The sequence below is a fragment of the Solilutibacter silvestris genome (genome assembly GCF_002895945.1).
In the GTDB taxonomy this organism is placed as follows: Bacteria; Pseudomonadota; Gammaproteobacteria; order Xanthomonadales; family Xanthomonadaceae; genus Solilutibacter; species Solilutibacter silvestris.
This window is the reverse complement of record NZ_NPZB01000001.1, coordinates 336,276-356,998: the sequence shown is the minus strand read 5'-3', so window position 1 is coordinate 356,998 and position 20,723 is coordinate 336,276. Positions and strand designations below refer to the sequence as shown.

The window sequence follows — 20,723 nt, the reverse complement described above, 5'->3', positions numbered from 1 at the left end:
GGCGCACAATTCGCTTGAAACACGAAACGTTTGATTGAAACAAATGAACAGCGACTTCCACAACTTCGACGTGATCGTGATCGGCGGCGGACATTCCGGCACCGAAGCCGCGCTCGCGTCGGCGCGCGTCGGCGCACGCACGCTGCTGCTCACCCACAACATCGAAACCGTCGGCGCGATGAGCTGCAACCCCGCGATCGGCGGAATCGGCAAGGGCCATCTGGTCAAGGAAATCGATGCACTCGGTGGCGTGATGGCGCGTGCCGCCGATGCTGCCGGCATCCAGTGGCGCACGCTCAATGCATCGAAGGGCCCGGCGGTGCGCGCAACGCGTTGCCAGGCCGATCGCGCGCTGTATCGCCAATTCATCCGCCATGCGGTGGAGACGCAGCCGAACCTCACCGTGTTCCAAGCCGCGGTCGACGATCTCGTTATCGAGAACGCGACAGTGCGCGGTGCCATCACCAACACCGGTATCCGTTTCGACGCGCCCGCGGTAGTGCTGACCGCCGGCACCTTCCTCGCCGGCAAGATCCACATCGGTGAAACGCAATACGCCGCTGGCCGCATGGGCGACCCGCCGGCCACCGCGCTGGCGCACAAGTTGCGCGAAGGCGCGTTCGTGGTCGATCGCCTGAAGACCGGCACGCCGCCGCGCATCGATGGCCGCACGCTGGATTATTCGGTGATGGAAGCGCAGCCCGGGGACGATCCGCGCCCGGTGTTCTCCTTCATGGGCAGTGCCGCCGATCATCCGGTGCAGGTGAGTTGCTGGATCACCCACACCACCGAACGCACACACCAACTCATCCGCGATGCGTTGCACCGCTCGCCGTTGTATTCCGGCCAGATCGAAGGCATCGGCCCGCGCTACTGCCCATCGATCGAGGACAAGGTGGTGCGCTTCGCCGAGAAGACATCGCACCAGATCTTCGTCGAGCCGGAAGGCCTTGGCGTCGCCGAGATCTATCCCAACGGCATCAGCACCTCGCTGCCGTTCGACGTCCAGCTCGATCTCGTGCGCAGCATCACCGGCTTCGAACGTGCGCACATCACCCGGCCCGGTTACGCCATCGAATACGATTTCTTCGATCCGCGCGGATTGAAGTCGTCGCTGGAAACGAAAGCGGTGTCGGGGCTGTTCTTCGCCGGACAGATCAACGGCACCACCGGATACGAGGAAGCTGCGGCGCAAGGCTTGCTGGCCGGCGTCAATGCGGCGCGCTTCGTGCAGCAACAGGAGGCGTGGTCACCGCGTCGCGACGAAGCCTACATCGGCGTGCTGGTCGATGACCTGATCACGCAAGGCACCAGCGAGCCGTACCGCATGTTCACCTCGCGCGCGGAATACCGCCTGCAATTGCGCGAGGACAATGCCGATGCGCGACTGACGCCGGCCGGTCGCGAACTCGGATTGGTCGACGACGCGCGCTGGGCTGCGTTCAACATCAAGCGCGAAGCGGTCGATCGCGAAAGCGCACGCCTGAAATCGATCTGGGCCGCACCGAACAATGCACTGGGCGATGCGATCGCACGCCATATCGGCGTCGAAGTCTCACGCGAGACCAGCGCCATCGACCTGTTGCGTCGCCCTGAACTCGATTACGCCAAGTTGATGCAGGTACCGGAACTCGGGCCTGCCGTCATCGATGCGAAAGTCGCGGAACAGGTGGAGATCGAGGCCAAGTATTCCGGCTACCTCGATCGCCAGCGCGAGGAAATCGCGCGCGCGCGCCGCAACGAGGACGCGACGATCCCCGAGGGATTCGATTACGACGCCGTGCGCGGGCTGTCGGCGGAAGTGCTGCAAAAGCTCCAGCGCGTGCAGCCGCAAAGCATCGGCCAAGCGCAGCGCATTCCCGGGGTCACCCCGGCGGCGATTTCATTGTTGCTGGTACATCTGGCCCGGGCGAAACGGGTAAAGGCGGCGTAACAAGCAAGGCGTCAATCCGTGCGGCAATCCGGATCGCGCCGCAGCTTGTCCATCCAGCCCTTCTGCTGCGCGCAACGCACTTTGCGTTCAGCCTCGCGTTGCGCATCGACGGCTTGTTGCGCCTTCGCCTGCCGCGCGTTTTGCAACGCGGCCAGCTTTGCCCTGATTTGCGGCAGCGCAGATTGTGCGGCGCGCTCGCCTTCGAGGATGGCGCGGTTCTTCTGTTCGAAATCGGCCGCGCCGATATCGTTCACTTTGGGGCGGATCACGATGTCGGCACGCGCGAGTTCCTGCGCACCGAGTTTCTGGCCCATGATCTTGATGCTCTGGTTGACGTTGCCGAGCATGCTGGTGGATGACGCGATGCCATCGGCCTTGCTGCTGATATCGACCGCGATCACGAAGTCCGCACCGAGTTCGCGCGCCGCGTCCACCGGCACCGGGCTGACCACGCCGCCATCGACGTAATGCGCCTTGCCGATGGTGGCGGGCTCGAACACGCCCGGAATCGAACTGGACGCGCGCACCGCCTGGCCGGTATTGCCACGCACGAACACGGTACGTTCGCCGTTGGCAAGATTGGTTGCCACGGCGGCGAATGGCTTGCGCAACTTTTCGATGCTGCGTCCGCCCACCAGATCGTTCACGTAGTCCTGCAATTTCTGGCCTTTCACCACGCCGCCGGAAAAAAGGCTGACATCACGGATGCGCGATTCGTCGAGTGCGAAGGCTTTTTCCTGCATCGCATATGCATCCATGCCGCTGGCGTACAGCGCGCCGACCACGCTGCCGGCGCTGGTGCCGGCGACCACCACCGGGATGATGCCGTTGGCTTCCAGCATCTTGATCACGCCGATGTGGGCAAAGCCCTTGGCCGCCCCGCCGCCCAGCGCGATGCCTACTTTCACGGGCGCCACCGTGACGACTGCCGCGCGCGGCGCGACATCGGTGGGCGTGCTGGCGCAGGCAGCCAGCAAGGTGGCGAACAGGGCGGTTGCGAAAGGGGCGCGCATCGGCATCGGATAGCGAAAGGAATGCGCAGCTTAATGCGGCGGTTCTGAATTGTCGCTGGTGATCAGAACGCAGTCACCACGGCGCCTCGCCGGTGAACGCGGCATCATCCCTCTTGTTTTCCTTTGCGATCGCGACGCGATTGGGGTGGTTGGCGGGAACGATGCGGGCGAAGGCCGATTCCGCACGCTGGTAGGCCTGTGCGCCGCCGGGCTGGCCTGCGGCCACCAGTGCCCGGGCCAGCGCGAGCTCGACAACGCCGGTGCGCCAGCTGTCGGGTTCCGGCAGACGCTTGACGTCGTCGTGGGCATGCCGTGCCAGCGTCAAGGCCGCAGCCGGTTGTCCGCACATCCGCTCGATGTCGGCAGCGCGTGCCCAGTGCATGCCGTCGTCCAGTCGCTGCGGGAACGTGTTGTAGATCTTCAACGCGTCGACGGTTTGCGTGAGCGCCGGCACGCACTGGTGACCCGTGGCGCGGGCGCGCGCCGACAGCAACAAGGCATCGGCGTGCGATGACGCGAGGTCGTACGACAGCGGCGGCCAGGCGATCGCCAACGCGGCATCGGCCTTCGCCTGCGATTCGGCGATCTTCCCCTCGTTCCACGCCTGTTCCGCTTGGAGCACCAAGGTATTGCCCGACAGGAGAACGCGATCGTCGCCGTAAACATGCGGGAGATCGTCGTCGACGCGAGCCAGCTCGGCGCGCGCTTCGTCGTCGCGGCGCTGCTTCAGCAACAGGCGCACCACAGAGAGCCGCGCGATGACTTTGCGCTCGCCAAGTACATCGATGCGCGGGTTGCGATACTTGTCCAGCAGTTGCTTTTCCGCTGCTTCCGCCCGCGGCCAATGTCCGTCGACGGACGTATCGTTGGCGGCGATGATCGACTGGATGCTGGTGGCGAGTTGGCCATCGGCACCGTAGTGGTTCGATGCCAGTTTCAACTGGTCCTGCAGCAGGCGATCGGCGTCACGATGATTGCCGCTGGAGACGAGTGTGCGCCCATAGGCAATCGCCATCTGCAATGTACGCGGGCTATCGGTCCCGTAGCGCTCGCGGGTAAGGTCGTAGTACTCGCGTGCCAGCTGGAATTGATCCGCGGACTGCCCCTGTGCTTCCAGTGCGCGCAGGTAATTGACGCTCTCGTTGCGGACGTTCTCGAACTCGGATTCGTCGGCTGTGGCGATCAGGGGCCTGGCGATGCGAAACGCTTCGCGATAGGTCGGCACCTTGTCTGCGGCGCTGTCGTCTAGCAGGCCAGCTTCCAGCGCCTTGACGCGGAAGGCGAACACCGGCTGCTTCTTCGCTGCCTCCAGTGCCTGCGGTCGCACCTTGTCCAGCATCTCGCGGGCACCGTCTTTCTGATCCGCCACGATGTAGATATGGATGAGGTCGAGCAGCAACGAAATGCGCGCGGCATCACCGCGCCCCGATTTGGTGTCGATGCTGCGGATGGCGCCGTCGGTCATTTCGCGCACGCTGGTCTTGCGGCCGCCGTCCACCGCCATCGCGTGCATCAGCATGCGTTCGAAGGTTTCCTGGATGGCGGCGGATTCACGCGAGTTGCGTTCGGCCAAGGCGCGTTGTTGCACGGCGACGGCTTCGCTGAGGTGCGCCTGGCGCGCTTCCCACAGTGCCACGCCGAGGCCAAGCACCAGCGCGGCGATGACCGCGGCAGCGGCGGCGAAGGCGATGCGATTGCGACGGATCATGCGCCAGATCCATTCGCGGCGACTCGGGCGACGCGCCTGCACGCTGCGACCATCCAGCCAGGCGTTCAAATCGTTGCGGAAGGCATCGACGGTGGGATAGCGCGCGGTGGGTGACCGCGCGATGGCGTGCAGCAGAACGGCGTCGAGATCACCGTGGATCTGCCGCGACAAGACGCTCGACGTCGTCCCGCGTTGGTTCGCGCCGTCTCCATCCACTGCCCGCGACGGCAGCATCGGCGATTTTTCCAGCATCGCCAATTTGCGATGCCAGGGCGTGCCGGGCTCGATGCCGAACGGATGGCGCCCGCAGGCCAGCTGGTACAGCATCACCCCGAGCTGGTAGATGTCCGATGCCGTCGTCACCGGCTCGCCGCGCAATTGTTCCGGCGATGCGAAGTCGGGCGTGAACGCACGATGGTGCGTCTGTGTCGCTTCGGCATCCTCCTCCAGCAGTTGCGCGATGCCGAAGTCGAGCAGATGCGCCTGGCCGCCGGCATCGACCAGCACGTTGGACGGCTTGAGGTCGCGATGCACCACCAGGTTGCGATGCGCTTCGCTTACCGCGTCCAGCACTTGCAGGAACAGGCGCACGCGTTCGCGCAACGACAGTGCACGTTCATCGCACCAATGATCGATGCGTTCGCCCTCCACCAGTTCCATAGCGAAGTACGGCGTTTCGCCGGCCACGCCGCCATCGATCAGGCGCGCGATGTTGGGATGGCGCAGCGTCGCCAGGATCTGGCGTTCGCGCAGGAAACGCAGTTGCGCCTCGCTTGAATCCAGACCCATGCGGATGCGCTTGAGTGCCGCCGATTGCTGGTAGGCGCCGTCGGCACGTTCGACGCGATACACCGCGCCCATGCCACCGCGCCCGAGCACGCCAGTCGCCTGCCACGGCCCGAAGCGCAATCCCGAGATGTCTTCGTTGGCGTCCGCCGGCAATGACCGCGCCTCTTCCAGCCAAGCCGCCGGTTCGGTGGGCAGGCTGTCGGCGGTGCGATCGGCGATCAGCAGCGATTCCACCGCCGTGCGCAGTTCGGGATCGTTGGTGCAGGCGTCATCGAGCTGGCGCAGGCGTTCGCCGGCCGGCAGATCGACCACCGCTTCGAACAAGGTGAGGGCGCGTTGCAGCCGGGTCGCGTCCTGCTTCATTCGGCGCGACTCATCCCTGTCCGAGTTGCGCGACCAGGAACGCGCGGGCCTTGCGCCAGTCACGCTGCACGGTGCGGCTGGTGACTTCCAGCAAATCGGCGATCTCGTCCTCGTTGTAACCACCGAAGCAGCGCAGTTCGACCACGGCGGCGGCACGCGGATCGGCATCGGCCAGGGTGCCGAGCAGCTCGTCGACTTCCAGCACGTCGAACGCCGGATCCGGTCCGCCCATTTGCGTGACCAGGGTGATCTGCTCGCCACCATCGCGTTTGCCGGCGTGGAGGCGGCGAACCTCGTCCACCAGGACATTGCGCATTGCCCGTGCCGACAGTGCCAGCAGTTGGCGGCGGTCCTCGGGCTTGAGCGAGCCGGAGCTGGACAGCTTCAGGAAGGTCTCGTTGACCAGTGCGGTGGTGTCGAAGGCGCGGGCAGACCGGCGCAGTTGCAGGTGGGCCGCCCGCTTCAGATCCTCATAGGCTGCCGCGTATACCTCCGGCCATCCCGAGCCTCCCCCCGCGAGCAGCCCTTCCCGGAAGCCAGCTGGGGGTTCGGACTGCGTCATGCCCTCGATTCTGCGTCCCGGCACGGGCGCCGGCAAGCCCGGTGTCGGGTTTTGCCATCGGAATCCGTTATTGGAAGAGAGCGGGGAGTTGTCCATGAGGGCGACGGCCGGACTCGGGAGGGGTCGCAGGATGCGACTTTGTCCGGCCGAAGCTCCGCTGAGGGAGCGACACGACAGGGAATGTCGGGAAGCGGGCGGGCGCGAGCAATCGCGCCCGCTTTTTCGTACAGGATCATGAAGATTGGAGGAGGCGCCCTCGCACACGGCGGGCATGGTCGTTAATCTTGTACGAATGAATTCACCGTTCCGCCGCGCGCTGCGTTACAGCTGGCGCATCCCCCTGCTGCTCTGGCATGCATTGGTCGATCTTCCGGTCACCATGCTGCTGATGGTGTCGCCGTGGGGCGAATGGGAGATCGCCGGCCGCCGCATCGACCATCGCGTCGTGCGCTGGTGGTCGCGCTGGCTGATGCGCATCTACGGGTTGGACGTGCGCGCCAGTGGCACCCAATTGCCGGATCCGGTGCTGTTCGTCGCCAACCACGTCGGCTGGACCGACATCGTGGTGTTGCACAGCACGCGGATGATGGGCTTCGTCGCCAAGCGCGAAATCGCCGGTTGGCCGCTGGTCGGCTGGATGGCGAAGCGCGGCCAGACCATCTTCCACCAGCGCGGCAGCCAGGAATCGCTGGGCGACGTGCTGCAGCAGATGGTGGAACGCCTGCGCGAAGGCCATTCCGTCGGCGCCTTCCCGGAAGGCGGCACCCGCGACGGTCGCGAACTCGGACCGTTCCACGCACGCCTGTTCTATGCCTCGGTGGAGGCGAATGTGGCGGTGCAGCCGGTGGCATTGCGCTACGGCCATGGCGGGGAGGCGCAAACCATCGTCGCCTTCCGCAAGCGCGAGAATTTCGCGCAGAACTTCTGGCGTTTGCTGGGGGAGCCGGCGCGTGTCGTCGACGTGGTGTATCTGGCGCCGATCCTGCCCGGTGAAGCCGAAGGTCGTCGTCGCATCGCCGAACTCGCGCGCGAACGCATCGCCGCCGCGCTGCACGGAACGTGAGCCGGATCGCCAGTCCCTTCCGGCCGGCGTTTGGACTGCGCAATCGCCATCTCCAGAGCGTGCTTGGCACCGGGATTCGACGCGGCCGTCTCGCCCGTCGCGAACTCGCGCGTCGCGATGCCGTCCACCAGGGCGTACTGCTGGATGCCGGTGGCGGTGCGCGCCTGCACGGTGTCCTCAGTCGTCCACGGGTGCCGCGATCCGATGCGCTGGTGCTGCTGTTGCACGGCTGGGAAGGCAGCGCCGAATCCAACTACATGCGCCTGAGCGCGGCGGCCCTGCTCGACGCCGGCTGGCCGGTGCTGCGGCTGAATTTCCGCGACCATGGCGACACCTACCACCTCAACGAAGAGATGTTCCATTCCGGGCGCATCGAGGATGTGTTGAACGCCGCGACTGATGCCGTCGCGCGCTGGTCGCCACCGCAGTTGGTAGTGGCGGGCTTCTCACTTGGCGGAAATTTCGCGTTGCGCACCGCGCTGCATGCGCGCGCTGCCGGGTTGCCGATCACGCAGGTGCTCGCGGTGTGTCCACCGCTCGACCCCGCGCGCACCATGGACGCGATGGAGGCGGGATGGTGGCCGTACATTCGTCACTTCGAACGCGAATGGCGTCATTCGCTGCGGCGCAAGCGCGAGCTGTTCCCCCAGCGCCACGGCTTCGCCGACGCCATCCTGCGCCTGCCGTTGCGCGCGCTGACGGCATGGATGGTGGAACAGCACACCGGCTACGGTTCGATCGACGCCTATTTCGAGGCCTACCGTGTCGACGTCGCGGCGCTCGCCGACTGCGGCGTGCGCGTGGACGTGTTGATGGCGGAAGACGATCCGGTGGTGTCGTGGGCCGGATTCGATATGCTCGCGCAACAGCCAAACGTGCGGCTGGAATTGGCGGCGGCGGGTGGCCATTGCGGCTTCATCGAGGACTGGGCCATGCATGGCTATGCCGAACGCTGGGTCGTCCAGCGCATCACCACCCCTGAAGGAGATGCAAGATGAAACTCGGCAGCAGCAGTTTCGAACATCGCCGTGCCATTCCCGCGGAATTCGCACTGGGCGCGCCGAGGGGATTCGGCGGCAACCGCAATCCGCACCTGGCGTGGAGCGACGCACCGGAAGGCACGAAGTCGTTCGCGTTGCTGTACATCGATGTCGACGCGCCGACCGATGCCTCACTGGCGGGCAAGGAGGGCGTGGAAATCCCGGTCGATCATCCGCGTGGCGATTTCGTCCACTGGGTCGAGGTGGACATTCCCGCCAGCACGCGCGACATCGCGGCCGGCAGTGTCAGTGATGGCGTGACGAAGGGTGGCAAGCGATCGCGTGAAGTCGCAGGCGCGCGCGATGGCCTGAACGATTACACCGGCTGGTTCGCGGGCGACACCAATGGCATGCGCGGCGAATATCACGGCTACGACGGCCCGTATCCGCCACCGAACGATCTGCGCATGCATCGTTATTTCTTCCGGCTGTTCGCGCTCGATGTGGCGAAGCTGGATGTTCCTGCGAAGTTCACTGCAGCGGACGTGTTTCGCGCGATGCACGGCCATGTGCTGGACGAAGCGGCGATTTACGGGACGTATCGGCTGCACGCGTAAAGCTCGCACGCGCTGGCTGGCGTGGGCAGCAGACCCCTGCGCGGTGTGTCCCTATGGCCGACCATTCCGCCGCATGGATGCGGCGGCTGAGCCTACATGGACGTATTCACGGCCGCGGCAATAGGGACACCCAAGCGGGCGCACGCCGGGCGCGAGAAAGCCGATCCCTCACTGCGCTCGGGATGACGGCATGACACGCTGAATCAGTCTTTCTTCCCGCTCGCCGCCACTTCCGACTCCACCACCATATCCAGCACATACACCGTCGACGAAGCATCGGCCGGCACGTTCTTGCGCTGGAATTCCTTCAGGCGCAACACATTGCGCGTTCCGGCCTGGAAATCGTAACCCTCGATGCCCTCGTACAGCGGATGCCACTGCCCACGCGATGACTTCACCCCATTGGTGCCGTAAACGAGCTCGCGCACGTTGAGGCACTGGTGGTTCGGGATCAACGGATGATTGCAGGCGACACGTTGCGGCGCGATTTCGAGGAACACCTGTTTGCCGGGGCCGCCATATTTCGTCTCTGCGGTTTCCTCGCCGACCAATGTCAGCACATCGCCGTTCGCCAGCGTGAGCTTGAGCGAGGGCGCATCACCGGTGCCGAGCACGAACGCTGCCTTGCCGCTGAAGCGCGTGGTGATGGCGCCGTCCAGCACCGTCAGCTTGGAATCGGCGCAGGCCATCATCGTCCCCATCATCGGACCGAACGTGATCGCGCCGCCGTCCACCGTGTAACTGCCGCCGATGCCGTTGCAGGCATTGCGCACGTTGACCTGCCCATCATGGAAATCCAGCGTCACCGGCTTGTCGACGCGCGCGAACAACGCATCGATGCGTCCGCCACTGCTTGCGCGCGCATCCTGCAGTTTCCAGTGATAACGCGGCAATTGCATGGCAGCACCGGTTTGCGCGCCTGTGCTGGTTTGCGATGATGCGCCCGGCGCGATTGTTGATTGCGACTTGTCGGACGACCCGGTGCCGGCGCAAGCAACCAAGACGCATGCCAGCAGGGAAGGTGCGATGCGGGACAGTCCCATGGCATGTCTCCTTGCGTGCGGTCAGGCAGTGGCAGGCAACAACAGCAACAGTGCCACGCCCAATACCACGCGATAGATCGCGAACGCCGTGAAGCGATGGCTCTGGATATAGCGCAGCAGCCATTTCACTGCGATGAAGGCGGTGATCATCGACACCACGAAGGCGATACCCAGCGCCGACCAATTCTCGTGCACGGCCTCGCCACTCTTGAACACTTTCAGCAGGTCATAGGCGGTCGCCGCGAACATGGTCGGGATGCCGGCCAGGAACGCGAATTCGGTCGCCGCCACGCGCGAGGTGGTACCGGTGATCAGCGCGATGAAAATCGTTGCGGCTGAGCGTGAAGTGCCCGGGAACACGCCGGCGACAAGTTGCGCCACGCCCACCAGGATCGCAGTCAACCAGGAGACCTGCGTGCGTTGGCCGATCCGCTGCGCCTGTTTCGCCGACAACCATTCCGCCGCGACCATCCACACCGCGCCGATGATGAAGGCCCAAGCGATCGGGTGGGTTTCCTTGGGCAATTCCCAACCGAACTTCTTCACCAGCAGGCCGCCGACCGCGGTCACCGCGAACGCGCCGAGCAGTTTCATGACATAGGCGCGGGCATCACCGACCAGAAGGAGCGCGCCGGTATCGGGATCGATCATGTCGCGGCGGCCAACGAAGGCCAGCGCCAGTGCCCACAGCTTGCGCCAATAGATGAAGACCACCGCGAGGATCGCGCCGGCCTGGATCGCGATATTGAACAGTTCGCTGCGCGCGCCCAGCCAGTGTTCGGCGATCAGCAGGTGCCCGGTACTGGAGACCGGCAGGAATTCGGTGATGCCTTCGATGATGCCGAGCAGGATCGCCTGCAGTGAATCGGGCATGGCAGACAGCGTTGCAAGCATCGGCAGGCACTCATTACTTTGGGGGATGGCGGAGGATAGCTCGGGAAGGGGGATGCGATCAGCACTTGCCAGTTGCACATGCGACTGCTCGACATGACTACTTTACTGCACCAATACGGTGAATTTAAATATCTGAATTGGTGCAAATTAAGCAGGTTTCCCGGGCCGACACCAATAAAATCAAACGGTTGGTACCAAATTCGGGTTGGCACGCGACTTGCGATAGATCGGTTATCCATCCTTTCATCGGAAGCTGCCATGTCGCTCGAACACGTCGAAAAACTCATCAAGGATCACAAGGTCGAGTGGGTCGACCTGCGCTTCGCCGACATGCGCGGCGTGCAGCACCACGTCACCTTCCCGGCCAGCGTGGTCGATGCGACGCTGTTCGAAGACGGCAAGATGTTCGACGGCAGCTCGATCAGCGGCTGGCGCGGCATCCAGAACTCCGACATGGTGTTGCTGCCCGATCCGTCGACCGCGCTGATCGATCCGTTCACCGCCGATCCGACGCTGATCCTGACCTGCGACATCCTCGATCCCACCACCATGCAGGCCTATGGCCGCGATCCGCGTGGCGTCGCCAAGCGCGCCGAGGCCTATCTCAAGGCCAGCGGGATTGCCGATACCGCGTTCTTCGGTCCCGAGCCGGAATTCTTCATCTTCGATTCGGTGCGTTTCGCCAACGACATGGGCCACGTCTTCTACGAAGTCGATTCGGAAGAAGCGCACTGGAATTCCGGCCGCGCCTATGAAGGCGGCAACAGCGGCTATCGCCCGATGGTGAAGGGCGGTTACTTCCCGGTGGCTCCGCTGGATTCGTTGCACGACATCCGCGCCGAAATGTGCAAGACGTTGCAGCAGGCCGGCATCGAAGTGGAAGTGCATCACCACGAAGTCGCCAACGCCGGCCAGTGCGAAATCGGTACGCGTTTCGACACGCTGACCAAGAAAGCGGACGACCTGTTGACGATGAAGTACATCCTCAAGAACGTCGCGCATCGTTACGGCAAGACCGTGACCTTCATGCCCAAGCCGATCGTCGGCGACAACGGCAGCGGCATGCACGTGCATCAGTCGCTGGCCAAGGGCGGTCAGAACCTGTTCACTGGTGACGGTTACGGCGGCCTGTCGCAGATGGCGCTGTGGTACATCGGCGGCATCTTCAAGCACGCGCGTGCGATCAATGCGTTCGCCAACTCGACCACCAACTCGTACAAGCGCCTGGTGCCGGGCTTCGAAGCGCCGGTGATGCTGGCGTATTCGGCGTCGAACCGTTCGGCTTCGTGCCGCATTCCGTATGTGGCGAATCCGAAGGCGCGTCGCATCGAGATCCGCTTCCCCGATCCGATGAACACCGGCTACCTGACCTTCGCCGCGCTGATGATGGCCGGCCTCGACGGCATCAAGAACAAGATCGATCCGGGCTCGCCCAGCGACAAGGATCTCTACGACCTGCCGCCGGAAGAAGAGAAGAACATCCCGACCGTCTGCCATTCGCTCGATCAGGCACTGGAAGCGCTCGACACCGATCGCGAGTTCCTCAAGGCCGGTGGCGTCTTCACGGATGACTTCATCGACGCCTACATCGCGTTGAAGATGAAGGAAGTCACCAGCTTCCGCGCGGCGACGCATCCGCTCGAATACCAGATGTACTACACGATCTGACGCCGATGATCGCCAAGGCCGACAGCGCGTGGATGATGCTGTGCACGTTGCTGGTGATGCTGATGATCGCGCCGGGATTGGCGCTGTTCTATGGCGGCCTGGTGCGATCGAAGAACGTGTTGTCGGTGTTGACGCAGGTGCTGGTGGTGGCCTGCGTCGCATTGGTGTTGTGGGTGATCTACGGCTACTCGCTGGCGTTCGCCGGCGGCGATGCGGTGATTGGCGGGTTCGGCAAACTCATGCTTGCCGGAATCGGCGTCGATACCGGCGCTGACACCTTCACCAAGGGCGTGCAGATTCCGGAACTCACCTTCGTGGCGTTCCAGGGTGCGTTCGCCGCGATCAGCTGTGCGCTGGTCGTTGGCGCGGTCGCCGAACGCATGCGCTTCGGCGCGATGCTGGTGTTCACCGCGTTGTGGTTCACCCTGGCCTATCTGCCGATCGCGCACATGGTGTGGGCGTCGAACGGTTATCTGCTCGGCAAGGGCGCGCTCGACTTCGCCGGTGGCACGGTGGTGCACATCAACGCCGGTGTCGCCGGGTTGGTGGCGGCGTGGCTGACCGGCCCGCGTATCGGACTGGGACGCGAACGCCTGTCTCCACACAATCTTCCCTTCACCTATGCCGGCGCTGCGCTGGCGTGGGTCGGCTGGTACGGCTTCAATGCCGGTTCGGCGCTGGAAGCCAACGGCGTCGCGGCGCTCGCCTTCATCAACACCATGATCGCGCCGGCTGCAGCAGTGTTGGCGTGGAGCGTGGTCGAAGCAGTGCTGCGCGGGCGGCCTTCGATGCTCGGTGCGGTTTCGGGTGCAGTGTCAGGCCTGGTCGGCATCACGCCGGCATGCGGCACCGTCGGCATCGGTGGCGCCTTGCTGATCGGCGCCGCCAGTGGCGTGGCCGGGTTCTGGGGTGTGAATGCATTGAAGCGCCATCTGCGTGCGGACGACTCGCTCGACGTGTTCGGCATCCACGGCGTCTGCGGCATCGTCGGCGCGTTGCTGACCGGCGTGTTCACCGCGCCGTGGTTGGGCGGCACTGGCGCGGCGACGTATTCGATGCCGCATCAAATGGGCGTGCAGACGCTGGGCGTGGTGATCACCATCGCGTGGTCGGGCGGGGTGTCGTTGTTGTTGCTGGTGGCGATCAAGAAGCTCTCCGGCCTGCGCGTGGCGCACGACCACGAGCGCGAAGGACTCGACATCAGCAGCCACGGCGAATCCGCATACGAACTGTGATGGGCGCGGAAGCAGCCATCCGCGACGCGGTCGATGGCGATGCGACGATCATCGCTGCGATCTACAACGCGCACGTGCGCGACACCATCGTCACCTTCGAGCTGGAAGACGTCGCGGCGGAGGAGATGGCGCGACGCATCGCACAGGTCCAGTCGCTCGGCCTGCCGTGGCTGGTGGCGCAAGAGGATGGTGTCGTCATCGGCTATGCCTACGCCGGCCGGTGGAAGGCGCGCGCGGCCTACGCACGCACGGTCGAGAGTTCAATCTATCTTGCCGATGCCGCCTGTGGTCGCGGATTGGGCAAGCGCTTGTATGCGGTGTTGATCGAGCGCCTGCGCGCACTCGGCATCCACGCGGTGATCGGTGGCGTGTCGTTGCCGAACGCGGTGAGCGTCGCGTTGCACGAAGGGCTCGGCTTCACGCCAGTGGGCGCGTTCCGCGAAGTCGGCTGGAAATTCGGGCGCTGGATCGATGTCGGCTACTGGCAGTTGCGACTGGACGACGCGGCCGTGGCATGATTCGGTCATGCGCCAGATATCAAAAGCCCCGGCACTCCTGATCGCCTCGCTTGCACTCGCGTTGACCGCCTGCGTGACGCAGCCGGCGCGCAATCCGCTGGCGACGTTCGTGAAATCACCCAACTACAACCAGCGCAACGCTCAGTACATCGTGGTGCATTACACCGAGCAGGGATCGGTCAAGGAAAGCCTCGACACGCTGAGCGATCCGCATGCCGCGCATCCGGTCAGCGCGCACTACCTGTTGGGCAAGGACGGCCGCATCTACCAGCTGGTCCCCGATCAACTGCGTGCATGGCAGGCGGGCTCCGGCCAGTGGGCTGGCGTCACCGACCTCAACGATGCCTCGATCGGCATCGAGATCGACAACAACGGCAGCGAGCCGTTCACCGATGCGCAGATCGATTCGCTGTTGAAGCTGCTGGGCGATCTCACCACGCGCCTGCACATCCCGAAGTCGCATGTGATCGGCCATCAGGACCTGGCGCCGACCCGCAAGACCGATCCCGGCCCGCAGTTCCCGTGGAAACGCCTCGCCGATGCCGGTTACGGGCAGTGGCCGCAAGGCGAACTGGTCGATCCACCGGCCGGCTTCGATGGCTGGATCGCGATGCGCCTGGTCGGCTACGACATCCGCGACAAGGCCGCGGCATTGCGCGCGTTCCGCATGCATTACCGCGGTCGTGACGACGGCAAGGACCTCGCGCCGGAGTTCCAGCCGGAAGACCTGCGCATCCTCTATGCGTTGAGCAAGTCGGGCGGTTGATTCAGTCGCGCGGCGATCGCGCGCCTTCGCGCTGCAACAGTATTTCCTTGCGCTGCACGCCCCAGCGATAGCCCGACAACGCACCATCGGCGCGCACCACGCGATGGCATGGAATCGCCACCGCCAGCGGATTCGCGGCGCAGGCACCGGCGATCGCGCGTGCCGCATCGGGCACGCCGACGCGCGTCGCCAGTTCGGAATAACTGACGGTTTCACCGGCGGGAATACGCCGCAATTCCGCCCACACTTTCTGCTGGAACGCGGTGCCACGGATGTCGAGCGGAAGATCGACCGCGTGCGCGGGATCGTCCACCAGCGCGATCACATCGGCGAGATGCGTGGCCAGTGCGGCATCGTCGGAAATGCATTCGGCGCGGGCGAAGCGCGCGTGGAGATCGGCGACCAGCTCATCGTCGTCATCACCAAACAGGATGGTGCACAGGCCGCGGTCGGTTTCGGCAATCAGGACGCGGCCGAGCGAGCTGTCGCCGAGCGCGTAGCGGATGCGTTCGCCGACGCCGCCATCGCGATAACGCTGCGCGGTCATTCCCAGCTGCGACTTCGCTTCGGCGTGGAAGCGCGAGGCCGAACCGAAGCCGGCATCGTGCAGCGCGGTGGTGACGTCGCGGCCGCCGTTCAATCCATCACGAACCCGCTGCTGACGGCGCGTTGTCGCGTACTGTTTCGGACTGATGCCGAGCACCGCCTTGAACATGCGCTGGAAATGGAATGGGCTCATGTCGGCGTCGGCGGAGAGTTCGGCCAGCGTCGGTTCGCGTTCGGCGGCGTCGATGCGCTGGCAGGCGGCTTCGACCAGCACGCGGTTGGCTTGGGCGTCCGATAATCCTTCCGGCCGGCAACGCTTGCAGGCGCGGAATCCCGCCGACTTTGCCGCGTCGATGCTGGTGAAGAAGCGCACGTTCTCCGGGCGCGGCGTGCGTGCACCGCAACCCGGGCGGCAGAATACGCCGGTGGTGGCGACACCGAACCAGAAGCGGCCGTCGGCGCTGGCGTTGTGGGCTTGCACGTCGAGCCAGCGCGGATCGCGCAGCGTGGCGGCGGCAAGGGCGTCTCGGTGCATCGCTGGGGTCATGTCCATGGTGCGCAGTCTGCTTCCGCAGCAAGTGTCGCGCGTCGCGGGTCTTGCGGTCGAATTCGGGCGGGGTGACGCGTCGTTTGCACCAAAATGATGCACACTCGGTGCAATGAACGAATCCGCGCCCACAACCGAGCCAAGCTCTACCCTGCTGACCACGCCCCTGGCCTGGACCGATGGCGGCGGGCGCATTGCCGGTTGCAATCCCGCGTTCGCGCGCTGGCTGGGGGTGGGCGCGCGCCGTCCGCTCGGCTTGCCGCTGGTGTCGCTGGAAGCGGGTGGTGATGTGTTGTCCTCGGCATTGAACGAGGAGGGGGAGGAGGGCGCACCGCGTCGCCTCCGCCGTGTGCCGATGCAGGTGCCCGGTGTTGGTGAGCCGCGTTTCGCCGACCTGTGGTTGTCGCCGCTCGCTGGCGGCTGGTTGCTGGAAGTGCATCCGGTCGACGAATTCGCGCAGCGCGATGGCGATGCCCTGCCGGCGGCGGTTGCGGCGGCACTGAAAGGACTCGCGCACGAATTGCGCAATCCGCTGGCGGGGATCAAGGGCGCGGCGCAGTTGATCGCCCGCCGTGGCGATGCCGGCACGCAGGAACTCAGCCAGATCATCCAGTCGGAAGTCGAACGCCTCACCGCATTGCTGGAACGCTTGATGTCGCCGCGACCGCAACAACCGCACGCAGCGGTGAACGTGCACGCGGTGCTCGAACGCGTGTTGCGGCTGGCCGAAAGCGATGCCGGTTGGGCGGTACGCATCGGTCGCGACTACGATCCCAGCCTGCCCGAATTGCTCGGCGACGAAGATCGCCTCAGCCAGGCGGCGTGGAACCTGGTACGCAACGCGATCGAGGCCGGCGCCAACAACATCACCCTGCGTACGCGCGCGGAACACGGCGCGCGCATCGGTGCCGAACAGGTGGCGCTGGCCTTGCGTTTCGATATCGTCGATGACGGCCCGGGCGTGCCGCCGGAGCTTGCGGAACAAGTGTTCCTGCCGCTGGTCAGCGGTCGCGCCGATGGCAGTGGGCTTGGCCTCGCGTTGGCGCAACAGGTTGCACGCGAACATCGCGGCACCGTGAGTTATCGCTCGCGGCCGGGGCACACCGTGTTCACCCTGATGCTGCCGGTGCAGGAGGAGACGGATGATGCAGCCTGAATTGTGGGTGGTGGATGACGACGCATCGGTGCGTTTCGTGCTGGTCACCGCCTTGCGCGAGGCCGGCCACGCGGTCCGCGATTTCGCCGATGCCGCATCGGCGTGGGCAGCGTTGAACGCAGCGGCACCTCCCCCCGCATTGCTGTTCACCGACGTGCGCATGCCGGGCGACGATGGCCTGAAGTTGCTGGAACGCATCAAGCGCGCGCATCCGGAATTGCCGGTGGTGGTGATGTCGGCATACACCGATGTCGCCTCGACCGCGGGTGCGTTCCGTGGTGGCGCCTACGAATTCCTGTCGAAACCGTTCGATCTCGATGATGCCGTTGCACTGGCGGCGCGCGTGCTGGAAAAGCCGGCTGACGTTGATGTCGAAGTCGCGATCGCGACGCAGGAAGCACCGTTATTGATCGGCGACACCGCGGCGATGCAGGCGCTGTTCCGCAACATCGGCCGGGTCGCGCAGGCGCCGCTGAGCGTATTGATCACCGGCGAAACCGGCACCGGCAAGGAACTGGTGGCGCGCGCCATCCACCTGGAATCGCCGCGTGCCGCGCGTCCGTTCGTGGCGCTCAATACCGCGGCGATTCCCGCCGAATTGCTGGAATCCGAATTGTTCGGTCATGAAGTCGGCGCCTTCACCGGCGCGGCGCGGCGCCATGTCGGCCGCTTCGAACAGGCCGATGGCGGCACGTTGTTCCTCGATGAAATCGGCGACATGCCAGCGTCGTTGCAGACGCGCCTGCTGCGCGTGCTCGCCGAAGGCGAATTCTTTCGCGTCGGTGGCCGCGAGTTGATTCGCGTTGATGTGCGCATCATCGCCGCGACCCACCAGCCGCTGGAACAACTGGTGACGCAGGGAAAATTCCGCGCCGACCTGTTGCATCGTCTCGACGTGGTGCGCCTGGCGATCCCTCCGTTGCGCGAACGTCGCGACGACATTCCGCGGCTGGCCGAAGGTTTCCTGCAACGCGCAGCGCAGCGCTTGGGGATCGCCACCAAGCAGTTCACCCGCGCGGCGCTGCAGAAATTGCAGGCGCACGACTGGCCCGGCAATGTTCGCGAACTGGAAAACCTGTGCTGGCGGCTGGCGGCGATGGCGCCGGATGCGCGAATCGGCGTCGACGACCTGCAATTGGCGGCGGCGCGCACGCATGTTTCCGCCGACGGGTGGGAGAACGCGCTCGCGACATGGGCGAAAACGCAGCTCGCGAGCGAGGACGTGAACGATCTCCACGCACAAGCCCGGGCGCGTTTCGATGCGGTATTGCTACAGGCCGCGCTTGATGCCACCGAAGGTCATCGCGGACAGGCCGCCGATCTGCTCGGTCTCGGCCGCAACACGGTGACACGCAAGTTGGGATCGTCGCGCAGGCGCCATTCGCCCAAATGAATGGCCCTGCATGCAGCGCCATGCACGAAGGCGCATGCTTGCAAGTTCCAACCATCGGGAGATCGTCATGATTCGAATTCCGGTTGTTTCCCTCATCGCCATTGCGTTGACCGCGTGTGCGAGCGGCGGCATGTCGAAGTCCGACGCCAACACCGCGCACGCGATGTTGCAAGCGCGTTCCGGCAGCCAGGTCGGCGGCACGTTGCAACTGCGCCCCATGGGTGATGGCGTTCATGTCAGCGGAACGATCAGCGGCCTCGCGCCGAATAGCGATCACGGCTTCCATATCCACGAGAAGGGCGATTGCAGCGCCAGCGATGCCACCAGTGCCGGCGGCCATTTCAATCCGACCACGCAACCGCATGGCAAGGTCGGCGCTTCACCGCATCATCTTGGCGATCAGATGAACCTGCACGCCGATGCCAACGGCAATGCCATGGTGGATGCGTATTTCGCCGGAGTGAGTCTCGGCAGCGGCCAGCCCAACGACGTGATGAATCGCGCGCTGGTGGTGCACGCCGATCCCGACGATTACACCTCGCAGCCGGCAGGCAACGCCGGGAAGCGCATTGCTTGCGGCGTGATCAAGCAGTAGACAGATGCGCGGAAAGCGAATGCATTGTCATTTCGCGCAATCGCACTGCGTGATGAATGGCGCTTAATGAAACGTTTCTCGTGTGTAAATGAAACGTTTCACGCGCGAATGCAAACTGTCGTCACCATCAACAGTTCGAGAGGTGAATGATGCGAGCGATCGCGATTCCAGCAATCCTGTCATTGGTTGCAGTGTTGGGAGGTTGCGCCAGTACGGGTTCGAAGGACAGTTCCACGACCTCAAGTCCAACGCCAAGTTCGGACACGATGACGCCGCCTGCACCTCCACCTGCATCAGAACCAGCGCCTGCTCCCGCACCGACATCGGCGCCAACTCCGGCACCGGTACCGCCGCCCAAGTGATCACGAAGCAAGCGCAGCGCCCGGCAGGTAGTCGTACACGACCGGAATTCCATGTGCTTCCAGCACGGCGGCGAATTGACGCTGGCGTGCTTCGAATTGGCTCATGTGCCGCTGCAGGCGATCGTGGTCTTGTTCGCCTGCAGCGTATCGGCGCCCCCATTCCTGCGGCGAAAACAGGGTGATCGAAACTTCGCCATCGTGCAGTCGCAGCAGCGGCTCCGGTGGCGCATCGAGCATGACGTCCTCGCCGGGTGCGAGCAATGCGGCTTCGAGAATCGGCCACAACGGGTCAAGGCCCATGTGGCCGTACTGCATCGACGTCATCGCCAGCAGATCGTGCACGGTGAGATAGCGCATGTGTTCGATGCGCGTCGCGAACGCTTCCTGCGCCAGCAACGCCGTCGCCGCGCTGGCCATGCCGCGGTCGAGCAACTCGGTTTCGAGGACGTCGCCGATGGCGGCGATGGCTGCTTCATCGCCACTGACAAGAAATGGCAGTACGCGCAACGAAGCGCCGGCCAGCGCCGGATCGCTTTGCAATGGCGGCGGAATGTCGCCGTTGGCATCGGCACCGAAGGCGATCAGTCGCGCATCGCTGCGCGTCGATTGACCGGGCGCGCGTGCGCGCAGCTCGTCGAGGCGACGATGCAACGGCCAGCCTGGACGCAGGGCTTCGGCGACATCGAAATGGGCGCCGGCGAGGGTGAGGTCGAGCTTGTCGAGTCCCGGCGCCAGTAGCGCGAGATCATTGGCGAGATGTTCGAGCAACCGCGCGGCGCTGGCAGTGTCGATCGCGGCGCGTGGGGGCGCGCCTTCGGGCGACAGCTCCAGCGCGATCACGCCGGGAAGGTGCGATTCGGACGCGCTCATCGCACCCATATTTGGTGTCTCCATACGGTGGGGTTTGCTCGCGCGGGGCGGGCGGCTAGACTGCACCAGTATCGCAGGCGCCCGGCGCCGACCAGGAGTCCT

Annotated in this window: 18 protein-coding genes; 11 read left to right on the top strand and 7 right to left on the bottom strand. The window is 64.8% G+C overall.

What is annotated here, in order from left to right:
* Positions 1-43 precede the first annotated feature (43 nt).
* On the top strand, positions 44-1,933 hold the full coding sequence (mnmG, locus tag Lysil_RS01655; RefSeq protein ID WP_103073839.1) for a tRNA uridine-5-carboxymethylaminomethyl(34) synthesis enzyme MnmG: 1,890 nt from the start codon (positions 44-46) through the stop codon (positions 1,931-1,933).
* 11 nt (positions 1,934-1,944) lie between these two features.
* On the opposite strand, the gene Lysil_RS01650 is transcribed toward mnmG, so the two are convergent.
* The 3 genes from Lysil_RS01650 to Lysil_RS01640 all read right to left on the bottom strand — a co-directional run bounded on the left by Lysil_RS01650 (position 1,945) and on the right by Lysil_RS01640 (position 6,368).
* Positions 1,945-2,952, bottom strand: a complete 1,008-nt coding sequence (locus Lysil_RS01650; RefSeq protein ID WP_103073838.1) for a patatin-like phospholipase family protein — start codon at positions 2,950-2,952, stop codon at positions 1,945-1,947.
* Between the two features lie 67 nt (positions 2,953-3,019).
* Positions 3,020-5,806: a serine/threonine-protein kinase gene (locus tag Lysil_RS01645; protein WP_103073837.1), complete on the bottom strand. Its 2,787-nt coding sequence runs from the start codon at positions 5,804-5,806 to the stop codon at positions 3,020-3,022.
* A gap of 10 nt (positions 5,807-5,816) precedes the next feature.
* Positions 5,817-6,368 (bottom strand): ECF-type sigma factor, encoded by a 552-nt coding sequence (locus tag Lysil_RS01640; RefSeq protein WP_165782338.1) that lies wholly within the window; start codon positions 6,366-6,368, stop codon positions 5,817-5,819.
* Between the two features lie 292 nt (positions 6,369-6,660).
* Between Lysil_RS01640 and Lysil_RS01635 the strand changes: the two genes are divergently transcribed.
* The 3 genes from Lysil_RS01635 to Lysil_RS01625 are packed head-to-tail and all read left to right on the top strand — an operon-like array spanning position 6,661 to position 9,028.
* Positions 6,661-7,431, top strand: coding sequence for a lysophospholipid acyltransferase family protein (locus tag Lysil_RS01635; RefSeq protein WP_103073835.1), 771 nt, complete (start codon positions 6,661-6,663; stop codon positions 7,429-7,431).
* Positions 7,428-8,429 carry a YheT family hydrolase gene (locus Lysil_RS01630; protein ID WP_425477106.1) on the top strand — a complete coding sequence of 334 codons (1,002 nt, stop codon included), beginning with the start codon at positions 7,428-7,430 and terminating at the stop codon, positions 8,427-8,429. Before Lysil_RS01635 ends, Lysil_RS01630 begins: the two co-directional genes overlap by 4 nt.
* Positions 8,426-9,028, top strand: a complete 603-nt coding sequence (locus Lysil_RS01625; protein ID WP_103073834.1) for a YbhB/YbcL family Raf kinase inhibitor-like protein — start codon at positions 8,426-8,428, stop codon at positions 9,026-9,028. The genes Lysil_RS01630 and Lysil_RS01625 overlap by 4 nt, the downstream gene beginning before the upstream one ends.
* A gap of 203 nt (positions 9,029-9,231) precedes the next feature.
* Here Lysil_RS01625 and Lysil_RS01620 read toward each other — a convergent pair whose 3' ends face one another.
* Positions 9,232-10,071 (bottom strand): META and DUF4377 domain-containing protein, encoded by an 840-nt coding sequence (locus Lysil_RS01620; protein WP_103073833.1) that lies wholly within the window; start codon positions 10,069-10,071, stop codon positions 9,232-9,234.
* A gap of 21 nt (positions 10,072-10,092) precedes the next feature.
* Entirely contained in the window at positions 10,093-10,944 is an 852-nt protein-coding gene (locus tag Lysil_RS01615) for an undecaprenyl-diphosphate phosphatase (protein ID WP_103074919.1), read from the bottom strand.
* A gap of 279 nt (positions 10,945-11,223) precedes the next feature.
* Between Lysil_RS01615 and glnA the strand changes: the two genes are divergently transcribed.
* The 4 genes from glnA to Lysil_RS01595 are packed head-to-tail and all read left to right on the top strand — an operon-like array spanning position 11,224 to position 15,152.
* The gene (gene glnA, locus Lysil_RS01610; RefSeq protein ID WP_103073832.1) at positions 11,224-12,633 is read left to right on the top strand and encodes a type I glutamate--ammonia ligase; all 1,410 of its coding nucleotides are present in this window, start codon (positions 11,224-11,226) and stop codon (positions 12,631-12,633) included.
* Complete coding sequence (locus Lysil_RS01605; protein WP_425477142.1) at positions 12,609-13,868, top strand: ammonium transporter; 1,260 nt, start codon at positions 12,609-12,611, stop codon at positions 13,866-13,868. The genes glnA and Lysil_RS01605 overlap by 25 nt, the downstream gene beginning before the upstream one ends.
* The gene (locus Lysil_RS01600) at positions 13,868-14,386 is read left to right on the top strand and encodes an arsinothricin resistance N-acetyltransferase ArsN1 family B (RefSeq protein ID WP_103073830.1); all 519 of its coding nucleotides are present in this window, start codon (positions 13,868-13,870) and stop codon (positions 14,384-14,386) included. The genes Lysil_RS01605 and Lysil_RS01600 overlap by 1 nt, the downstream gene beginning before the upstream one ends.
* 7 nt (positions 14,387-14,393) lie before the next feature.
* Complete coding sequence (locus Lysil_RS01595; protein ID WP_103073829.1) at positions 14,394-15,152, top strand: N-acetylmuramoyl-L-alanine amidase; 759 nt, start codon at positions 14,394-14,396, stop codon at positions 15,150-15,152.
* 1 nt (position 15,153) lies between these two features.
* On the opposite strand, the gene ada is transcribed toward Lysil_RS01595, so the two are convergent.
* Positions 15,154-16,251 carry a bifunctional DNA-binding transcriptional regulator/O6-methylguanine-DNA methyltransferase Ada gene (ada, locus tag Lysil_RS01590; RefSeq protein ID WP_240600011.1) on the bottom strand — a complete coding sequence of 366 codons (1,098 nt, stop codon included), beginning with the start codon at positions 16,249-16,251 and terminating at the stop codon, positions 15,154-15,156.
* A 106-nt stretch (positions 16,252-16,357) separates the two neighbouring features.
* Between ada and Lysil_RS01585 the strand changes: the two genes are divergently transcribed.
* From Lysil_RS01585 to Lysil_RS01575, 3 genes are all read left to right on the top strand, one after another.
* Positions 16,358-17,401 (top strand): two-component system sensor histidine kinase NtrB, encoded by a 1,044-nt coding sequence (locus tag Lysil_RS01585; RefSeq protein WP_103073827.1) that lies wholly within the window; start codon positions 16,358-16,360, stop codon positions 17,399-17,401.
* Entirely contained in the window at positions 17,388-18,794 is a 1,407-nt protein-coding gene (gene ntrC, locus Lysil_RS01580) for a nitrogen regulation protein NR(I) (RefSeq protein WP_103073826.1), read from the top strand. The genes Lysil_RS01585 and ntrC overlap by 14 nt, the downstream gene beginning before the upstream one ends.
* Positions 18,795-18,861: 67 nt before the next feature.
* Positions 18,862-19,389 (top strand): superoxide dismutase family protein, encoded by a 528-nt coding sequence (locus Lysil_RS01575; protein ID WP_425477105.1) that lies wholly within the window; start codon positions 18,862-18,864, stop codon positions 19,387-19,389.
* Between the two features lie 362 nt (positions 19,390-19,751).
* Here the strand turns inward: Lysil_RS01575 and Lysil_RS01565 are convergent, their stop codons facing one another.
* Complete coding sequence (locus Lysil_RS01565) at positions 19,752-20,621, bottom strand: hypothetical protein (protein WP_103074918.1); 870 nt, start codon at positions 20,619-20,621, stop codon at positions 19,752-19,754.
* Between the last annotated feature and the right edge of the window lie 102 nt (positions 20,622-20,723).